The organism is Corallococcus carmarthensis (assembly GCF_003611695.1).
Classification (GTDB): Bacteria; Myxococcota; Myxococcia; order Myxococcales; family Myxococcaceae; genus Corallococcus; species Corallococcus carmarthensis.
Genome location: NZ_RAWE01000051.1, coordinates 43,997 through 53,126, shown reverse-complemented (window position 1 = coordinate 53,126; position 9,130 = coordinate 43,997). Strand labels below are relative to the sequence as shown.

At 69.2% G+C, this 9,130-nt stretch carries 5 protein-coding genes; 4 read left to right on the top strand and 1 reads right to left on the bottom strand.

What is annotated here, in order from left to right; translation table 11 throughout:
• From D7X32_RS16430 to D7X32_RS16420, 3 genes are all read left to right on the top strand, one after another.
• Positions 1-484: hypothetical protein (locus tag D7X32_RS16430; RefSeq protein ID WP_341868135.1), on the top strand; the 484-nt coding region annotated here is incomplete at its 5' end.
• A 17-nt stretch (positions 485-501) separates the two neighbouring features.
• Positions 502-4,803: an AAA family ATPase gene (locus tag D7X32_RS16425; RefSeq protein WP_120603490.1), complete on the top strand. Its 4,302-nt coding sequence runs from the start codon at positions 502-504 to the stop codon at positions 4,801-4,803.
• 76 nt (positions 4,804-4,879) lie between these two features.
• On the top strand, positions 4,880-5,710 hold the full coding sequence (locus tag D7X32_RS16420; protein WP_120603489.1) for an acyl-CoA desaturase: 831 nt from the start codon (positions 4,880-4,882) through the stop codon (positions 5,708-5,710).
• On the opposite strand, the gene D7X32_RS16415 is transcribed toward D7X32_RS16420, so the two are convergent.
• A complete protein-coding gene (locus tag D7X32_RS16415; protein ID WP_120603488.1) occupies positions 5,631-7,103 on the bottom strand; it encodes a B12-binding domain-containing radical SAM protein in 1,473 nt (490 codons plus the stop codon). The two genes, D7X32_RS16420 and D7X32_RS16415, sit on opposite strands and share 80 nt — an antisense overlap.
• Before the next feature lie 221 nt (positions 7,104-7,324).
• Between D7X32_RS16415 and D7X32_RS16410 the strand changes: the two genes are divergently transcribed.
• Positions 7,325-9,115, top strand: a complete 1,791-nt coding sequence (locus tag D7X32_RS16410) for a hypothetical protein (protein WP_147450171.1) — start codon at positions 7,325-7,327, stop codon at positions 9,113-9,115.
• Positions 9,116-9,130: the final 15 nt, after the last annotated feature.

The following is a 9,130-nucleotide window of genomic DNA, read 5'->3' as shown; positions in this document are numbered from 1 at the left end:
GGGAAAAGATTCTAGGATGGACGGCGTAGGGGAGGGTGCGCCCGGCAGGAGGACGCCCAGAGCCCTTGCCGCGTCCGCCATCATGATCAACCCCGACTATCCGCTGGCCAGCTGGTTCCTCGCGGTCTCCACCTCGGTCTTCGCGGTCGTCTACGCGCTGCCGTTGCTGTTCGTGCCGATGCGCTGGGCGCGCTGGTTCGGGTGGGAGCTGCCCACGGGCAACAATGACCTGACGGTCTACTTCGCGCGCTGCCTGGGCGGCCTGGCGCTGTCCGTCATCATCGCGGTGGTGCAGTTCATCCCGGACCCCAAGAGCCACCTGGTCATCTTCGAACTCATCGGGCTCATTGGCGGCATCATGACCGCGGTGCATGTCTGGGGTGCGGTCATGAAGCAGCAGCCCTGGACGGAGACGGCGGAGATTCCGCTCTACGGCGCGGTCTGTCTGGGCGCCCTCTACCTGCGCTACGCCACGTTGTCCTGAGCGGAAAGCCCCCGGGGATGCCCTCCACGCAGCCCATTGATCCCGTCGTCGCGACGCTGGCGCCCTACATGCCGGCGGCCATCCTCGCGCGGCTCGGGAGCCAGGAGGCGGACGCACTGCCCCGGACGGAGGGCGTGCGGGGCGCCATCCTGCTGCTGGACATCGCGGGCTTCACGCCCATCGTGGTGGGGCTGAGCGGCGCGGGCCCGCGCGGCATCGACGCGCTCCAGCGCCTGCTGACGAACTACTACACGGAGATGATCGACGTGGTCCGCGACCACGGCGGGGACATCTACCAGTTCGCCGGTGACTCCATCCTCGCGTGCTTCGAGGCCGCGCCCGGCGAGGCGGACGGCGACGTCGTGCAGCGCGCGGCGGTGTGCGCGCTGGGCGTGCAGCGCAGGCTCGCGCGCTTCGCCCGGCTGGAGCTGTTGGGCCAGCGCTTCGGTGTGTCGTCGCGCATCGGCATCGGGTTTGGCGAGGCCACCCGCATCGTGATGGGCACCACCGGCCTGTGGATGCACCCGGCGCTCGTGGGTGAGCCGCTGGCGCAGGCGGTGGGCGCGGAGAAGCAGGCCACGGTGTCGGAGGTCGTCTTGAGCCCCCGGGCGTGGGCGGCGCTGCCGGAAGCCGCGCGCCAGGGTGAGGCTCGCGAGGGTGGCAACCACCGGCTGGCGCTCGACGCGCCGGTGGAGTCGGTGAAGCGCCCGCTGCCCGCGCCCACGGGCGGAGCGGAGCTGGTGGGCCGGTGCGCGCTGCTCCTGCACCCGGTGCTCTTCACGAAGATCACCACCGCGCACCAGGAGTTCGCGGGCGACTTCCGCGACGTCACCTGCTTCTTCGTGCGCTTCACCCACGCCCAATCGGACACGGATCCGGACGCCTTCACCCACGACCTCAACGCCTACTACGAGTTCGTCCAGCGCGAGAGCGCCCACCACGGTGGCGTGCTGCTGATGACGGACTTCACGGACAAGGGCAACGTGCTCTACGTCCTGTTCGGCGCGCCCACCGCCCAGGAGAACAAGGAGGTGCTGGCGTGCCGGCTGGCCTGCAAGCTGCTCAAGGCGCGCGAGCAGTTCCCCTTCCTGGATGAGCTGCAGATCGGCATCGCCACCGGCCACGCCTACTGCGGCGACATGGGCTCGCCCACGCGCAAGGGCTACTCCGCGCTGGGCGAGGTCGTGAACATGGCCGCGCGCCTGATGACGCACGGCGGACGCCAGGACGGCGTGCACCTGTGCGCCAACACCCAGTCGCGTTCGCAGCAGGGTGGCTTCGCCACCGAGTTCGTGGAGGACGCGAAGCTCAAGGGCGTGTCGCGCACGGTGCCGGTGTACCGGCTCCTGGGGGAGACGCGCCGCGGCCTCTTCATCAAGGGCCATGGCGACATCATCGGCCGCAGCCGTGAATTGAACGTGCTGCACGAAGCGCTCAACGCGTCCTTCGCCGGGCAGGGCCGCGTGTGCGTGGTGTCCGGTGAGGCGGGCATCGGCAAGTCGCGGCTGGGCGCGCGCGTGCTGGAGGACGCGGAGGAGGGCGGCGCGCGGGCGCTGTACGGCGTCTGCTACTCCTACGAGGCCTTCACCCCCTTCTTCCCCTGGAAGGAGGTGCTGCTCCAGGCGTTCGGGCTGCACGACTCGGACGACACCGAGGCGCAGCTCACGCGCCTGCGGCAGGGGCTGGAGGGCCTGGAGGACGTGGGGCCGGAGTGGATCCCGGTGGTCGCGGGCATCCTCGGCATGACGTTGGAGGAGACGTCCGTCACGGCGGGGATGGACGCGCGGCGCAAGCAGCAGAAGGTGTTCCAGATCGTCTTCCAGCTCCTGGAGAAGCTCAGCCGCGCGCAGCCGCTGCTACTCTTCTTCGAGGACCTGCACTGGGCGGACTACATCTCCATCGACCTGCTCCAGTACCTCGCGGTGCGCGTGGGTTCGCACCGCATCATGGTGCTGGCGACGATGCGCCCGGGCGACCAGCTCAAGGGGCTGCGCGAGCTGCCGGAATTCTGCCCCGTGGACCTGGTGAGCCTGGACGACGAGGACACGCGGGCGCTGTTGCGCGTGCACCTGCGACTGTCACCGCCGGACGTCGCGCTGGAGGACCGGCTGCTCGCGAAGGTGCAGGGCAACCCGTTCTTCATCGAATCCATCGTGGAGGGCCTGGCGGAGCAGGGCTACCTGGGGCTGGCGGAGCCCGGCTCCACGCGGATGGAGTTGAAGCGCGGCCTTCAGGACCTCATCCTCCCGGACTCCATCCAGGACGTGGTGCTGTCGCGCATCGACCTGCTCAGCGAGACGGAGAAGCTGGTGGTGAAGGTGGCGTCCGTCATCGGGCGCATCTTCACGCTGGACGCGGTGGCGGCGCTGGTGCCCACCCTGGGCGCACAGCGCCTGCGCGAGGCCATGGACACGCTCCAGCGCCTGGGCCTCATCCTGCTGGAGACGGAGGAGCCGTACACCTGCCTCTTCAAGCACATCGTCATCCGCGACGTGGCCTACAACACGCTGCTGGTGTCGGCGCGCGAGGACCTGCACCGCCGGCTCGCGCGCTACCTGGAGGCCCGCGCGAGCGACAACCTCGCGGCCTCCGCGGGTCTGCTCGCGTTCCACTTCCTCGCGGGCAACGTGGAGGACAAGGGCCTGGCGTACACGCTGATGGCGGCCCGCAGCGCGCGGGCGCAGTACGCGAACGACGACGCGCTCTACCACTACAACCGCGGCCTGGAGCTCTTGGGCACCGTCGTCCCGGTGGATCCGGAGGTGACGCTGCTCCAGACGCGCCGGGTGATGCAGGAGCTGGCGGAGACGCTGCTCCAGGCGGGCCACTACGCCAACGCCATCCTGATGTTCGAGCAGTGCCTGGTGGACGAGGAGGAGATCCCCCGTCAGGCGGAGCTGCACCTGGGCCTGGGCCGCGCGCACCAGGAGAAGGGCGAGTCCGCGCTCGCCACGCAGCACCTGGAGAAGTCGCTGGTGCTCCGGGGCCGCAGCCTTCCGGGGAGCCTGGCCGCGCTGGGCCTGCGCACGCTGGCCAATCTCCTCCTGCGGGGCCTGGCGTCGCTCCTGCCGTTCATCCTGCGGCCGTTGCCGGCGGCGCGGTTGGGCAACTACCTCCAGCAGCTGTCCACGCTCAACTCGCTCATCCGCATCTACTACTTCGCGGACATCACCAAGCTCACCTGGGCGACGCTGGTGTCCACCAACATGGCGGAGCGCTCGCGCAGCGACTACGCCATGAGCCTGGCGCGCGGCTACTACGGCACGCTGCTGTTCGGCGCGGGGCTGCTCAAGCGCTCGCGCTACCACTGCGAGAAGGCGCTGGAGTACGCGCGGCGCTCCAAGGACCCCGTGGCGGAGGGGCTCGCGCTCAGCCGCCTGGGCATCCAGGCCTTCTTCGCCAACGAACTTCAGCGCGCGCGCGAGTTCCAGGAGGAGGCCGTCTCCACGCTGCGCCAGGTGGGCGAGCGCTGGGAGCGTCAGACGTCGCTGATGATGCAGGCCACGGGCGAGTTCCTCCACTCGCGCTTCCGCACGGCGGAGTCGCTCTACGAGCAGATGAAGACCATTGGCGTGGAGCTCAACGCGCTGATGCACCAGGGCTGGGCGCACTCATGGGCGCCCATGTGCCGCTACCTCCTGGGCGAAGGCGACGTGGGCGAGCTGTGCGCGGAGCTGGAGCAGGGCCTGCGCATCAGCGAAGAGGTGGCGGACCTGGCCAACCAGTGTGCCAGCCTCAACCACCTGGCCAACGTCACGGTGCGCGAGCACCAGGTGGAGGAGGCGGCGCTCGTCGCGGTGCGCTGCTTCAAGAGCATCTGGAGCTACCAGGTGCTGGTGCCCTTCCTCCAGGTGGGGCTGGTGGACGCGGCGGAGGCGGCCCTCTTCGCGCTGGAGGAGGGCGCCACGGTGGTGCCGCGCAAGGAGCTGCTGAAGATCGTGCGGCTGGCCTGCATCAAGGCGCGCGTGATTGCCCGGCTCTACCCGTACCTCAAGGGCCCCGCGCTGCGCGTGACGGCGCGCTCGCTGGCCCTGCGCAAGGGCCCGAAGGCCGCGGAGCCGGTCTTCCTGGAGGCCATCGCCGTCCTGGAGAAGAGCCCCAACCGTTGGGAGACGGGCGTGGCCTACTTCGACGCGGCGGTGGCGTTGCCCGGCCGGCGCGAGGCCTTCCTCGCCCGCGCGCGGGAGATCTTCACGGAGGTGGAGGCCCGCGCGGAGCTGCGCCGCATGGACCGCTACCAGGCCACCCTGCAAGCCCCGCCGGTGGAGGCGCTCCTTCTGCCCCAGTCGCCCCGCGCCCGTGACGTCCGCGTGATGTGACGCTCCGGACGCATTCCTTGTTCCGTCAGGCGGGGCCCCTACACTGCGTGCTTCTTCCTCGACTCCGCACCGGGCCATGATCACCGCTCCGCTCCGTTTCCAGCTCAGTCCCGTCATCGTCGGCTACATGCTCGTGGTGCATGCGCTGGCCGCGCTGGCGTTCTTCCTGCCCTGGCCGCCGTACGCGCTGCCGGTGGCGCTGGCCGTGTACGTGTCCATTGGCCTGGGCACGACGGTGGGGCTGCACCGCCTGCTGTGCCACCGCGCGTTCGTGTGCCCCCGCTGGGTGGAGTACGCGCTGGTGTCGGTGGCCATGCTCACGGCGCAGGGCAGCCCGCTGTTGTGGGCCGCCAATCACCGGCTGCACCACGCGAAGGCGGACGCGGACGGGGACGTGCACTCGCCGTCGCGGGGCTTCTGGTACGCGCACATGGGGTGGATCCTCAACGAGGCCTCCACCGAAGAGGATGGCTGGCGCACCTGGTGCCGCGACATGGCGAACGACGGCTACTACCACTGGCTCCTGCGCTACCGCATCGCGCCGCAGGTGCTGGCGGTGCTCGTGGTGGGGCTGACGTTCGGCTGGCGCACGGTGCCCGCGTACTTCTTCCTCCCGGTGGTGTGCTGGATGCAGAGCACCTACGCGGTGAACTCCGTGTGCCATGCGGCGTTCGGCTGGCGCGCCCACGACACGCGCGACCACAGCCGCAACGTGTGGTGGGTGAGCGTGCTGGCGCTGGGGGAAGGCTGGCACAACAACCACCACGCCTTCCCCGCGTCCGCGCGGCACGGCTGGGTGTGGTGGCAGTGGGATCCGGGCTGGCTCTTCATCCGCGCGCTGCAAGCCCTGGGACTGGCGTGGGATGTGCGGCTGCCGTCCCGGGTCCGGTCAGGACCTGCGGCGTGAGGCCCAGCGCGGCCATCTGCTCCACGTCCCAGGCTTCAATGGCATCCAGGCCCGCGATGTAGCGGCGCTCCGGATTCTTCAGCGGGTTGCGGATGCTGACGATCTCCGGGCCGGAGAAGAGGATGGTCTGCTTGTAGCGGGGCAGGTCGCTCATCATCAGCTTGGACGCGTAGTGCCGCGCGATGTTGGGCAGGCTCCCCAGCGTGCGGCACAGCCGCTGGAAGTGCTCCACCACCTCCGACGCGTGCAGCTGCTTGGGCCGGTGGCACAGCGTGTAGCCGTCGTAGTCGCGGCTGGTGGTGCCGGGCAGCAGCCGGTTGTCCGCCTGGAGCTCGCGGAAGAAGGGCGTCTCCGGGTAGGGGCACACGATGCCCAGGAACGTGACGGAGAAGTACTTCAGGTCCGCCAGGTAGTCCGGCAGCCGGTGCAGGTATTCGTTGGTGTCGCCGTCCGAGCCGACGATGAGCCCGAAGGACAAGAGGATGCCGGCGGAGAAGACGCGGCGGATGACGGCGTCCACCTCCGACAGCTTGTTCTGGCCCTTGTTCATCGCCTTGATGGAGTCCGGGTTGAGGGACTCCAGGCCGGTGTAGACGTAGCGGCAGCCCGCCTGCGCCATCAGCTTCACCAGCGACTCGTCCTTGAGCACGTTGAAGGTGAGCGCGCAGCCCCAGGTCTTCTTCAACGGGATGAGCGCTTCGCACAGCGCGCGCAGGTACTTGGGAGACCCGCCCAGGTTGTTGTCCAGGAAGACGAACGCGTCACCCATCAGCCCCAGGAAGTTCGGGTTCCAGCGCATGCGCGTCTGGATCTCGTCGATGACCTCCGGGATGGGCCGGAAGCGGTAGCGCTCGTGGCCGGTGAGCACGCAGAAGTTGCAGGTGAAGGGGCAGCCGCGCGACGCCTCGATGCCCGGCAGGCGCACCTTGTTGTGCGTGAAGTCGATGAGATCGTAGCGGTACGGCCGGATGGCGGCGGCGCCCTGGGACGGCAGGCTGTAGCGGGGCTTCAGCTCGCCCTTCTCGAAGTCCGCGATGAGCGCGGGCACGTTGGACTCCGGCTCCCCGGTGATGACCGCGTCGAAGTACTTCGCCGCGTCGTCGGGGAAGTGGCCCGCGTGCCGGCCGCCCGCCACCGTCGTCATGCCGCGCTGCCGGAAGAGGGTGGAGAGCACCTTGGTGTGCTCGTAGTACGAGTGCAGATACGAGAAGAAGACCAGGTCCCAGTGCCGGTCCAACGGAAGGTCCGCCTCCTTCTCGTTGAAGATCTCCACCTGCGCGTGCTCCGGGCACAGGCCCGCGATGAGCTCCGGCACGGAGGACTGCATGATGGAGGGTTCCTTGATCCGCAGCCGGGTCGGATGGGTGTACGTGGCGATGATGGCGATGCGCATGCGTGCGGGCCTGGCGACGGCGCGGAAGGAACGGGGGCACGCCCGTTCGTGAATGCACCTGCCAGACCGCGTCCCCCTTCGTCGGACGAGGATCACCCGGAGTCCGGGCAGGTGGCAAAGGATCTCCGTCTCGCGCGCCGCACTCCGCGTGTTTCCGGTGGCAGCGGACGACCCAGCAGGACCTATCTCGTCAGGGGGCCGTACTGATAGATCTTTGAAACATGGATACCTCTCCCCCGCCAGCCTCCGGTGGTTGGCCGTTTCGACGCTATTTCTGGATTTCAGTCGCGGCCGCGGTGCTGCTGAGCCTGACGATGTTGAACACCGGTTGGATGTTCGACGACTACGTCTGGCTGGGCGTCTGGGACAACCTGCCGCAGCCGGCGCCGCTGGCGAACACGCACTTCGACGTGTACCGCACCGCCACGGGTATCCCGGAGCACACCGCGCAGATGTCCCACGCGGGCATCTTCCCGTGGTTCGTGGAGCCGGGCGTGAAGCTGGCCTTCTTCCGGCCGCTGGGCAGCGCGCTGTTCGGGTTGGATCACCTGCTCTACAACCGCATCGCCGTCGCCTACCACGTGCACTCGCTGCTCTGGTACGTGGGCCTGGTGGCGCTGGTGGCCGTGCTGTTCCGCCGCATCCTGCCCACGGGCATCGCGGGGCTGGCGCTGCTGCTCTTCGCCGTCAACGGTTCGCACGGCGCCGCCGTGGGCTGGCTGTCCTACCGCGTGCTGCTGGTGTCCATGCTCTTCGGGGTGCTGGGTTTCTATCTCCACATGGAGTGGCGCGAGCGCCAGCGCAAGGGCGCCCTGGCCGGGTCGCTCATCGCCTTCGCGCTGGGCCTGGCCAGCGCGGAGACGACGCTGATCATGATCCCCTACGTGCTCGCCTATGAGGGCTTCGCGGGGCCGGGCAAGCCGTCCGAGCGGCTCAAGGCGCTCCTCCCGTTCAGCGCGCTGATGGCCGCCTTCCTCACCCTGTACAAGGTGCTGGGCTACGGCGCGGCCCATCAGGACACGCACCTGGACCTGGCCGGTGCGCCGGTGCAGTGGTTCCTGGCGATGTTCGAGCGCGTGCCGGCGGCCATCGCGGGCCTGACGCTCAGCGCGCCCAACGACTACATCCTGGATCCGTCCTACGTGCCCACGTTCCAGCTGCTGGGCGCGGCGGGCCTGGTGTTCTTCTCGCTGCTGCTGTGGGGCGTGTGGCCGCAGGTGGAGCCGGCGGAGCGCAAGACGCTGAAGTGGCTGCTGGTGGGCTCGTTCGCGTCCACGTGGCTGGGCAGCTCGCCGCTGGCGGGGGCGCGCACGCTCATTGTTCCCAGCCTGGGCGTGGCGGTGGCGCTGGCGATCATCATCCGCACCGCGTGGAAGAACCGCGCGCTCAAGCCGCGCGCGGGCGCGGTGCTGGTGGGCGCGCTGGCGATGGTCGTCATCCACATCGCGGGTGCGCCCTACGTCTGGTGGCAGACCGCGACCCTCTATTCGCAGGTGGACGCGCTCTTCAAGCGCGTGCACGACCGCTACTCGGAGGCCCTGGACCTGAAGGAACTCCCCAACCAGCGGATCGTGGTGCTCAACGCCCCCAACGGCACCGTGGGCATCTACGGCTCCGTGCAGTGGTGGTCCACGGGCATGCCGCTGCCGAAGAACTGGTGGGTGCTGTCCTACAAGGCGGGCGAGCAGCACGTGACGCGCACCGGCCCCAACTCGCTGGAGCTGTCCCTGCCCAAGGGCCAGCACTACCTCAACATCCTGGAGGAGCGCATCTACCGCGGGAAGAACTGGCCGGTGAAGCTGGGGCAGGAGTTCGACGTGGGCGGCATGAAGGCGCGCATCGAGGAGGCGGACGCGGAAGGCCCCACGCGCATCTCCTTCACCTTCGACGTTCCCCTGGAGGACCCGTCGCTGAAGCTGGTCCAGTGGCAGAACCGCAAGGTGGTGCCCTGGGTGCCGCCGGCCCTGGGCGGAGCGCCGTCGGTGGTCAACGCGCTCAACATCACGGAGTAGCCGGAACGAAGCAGG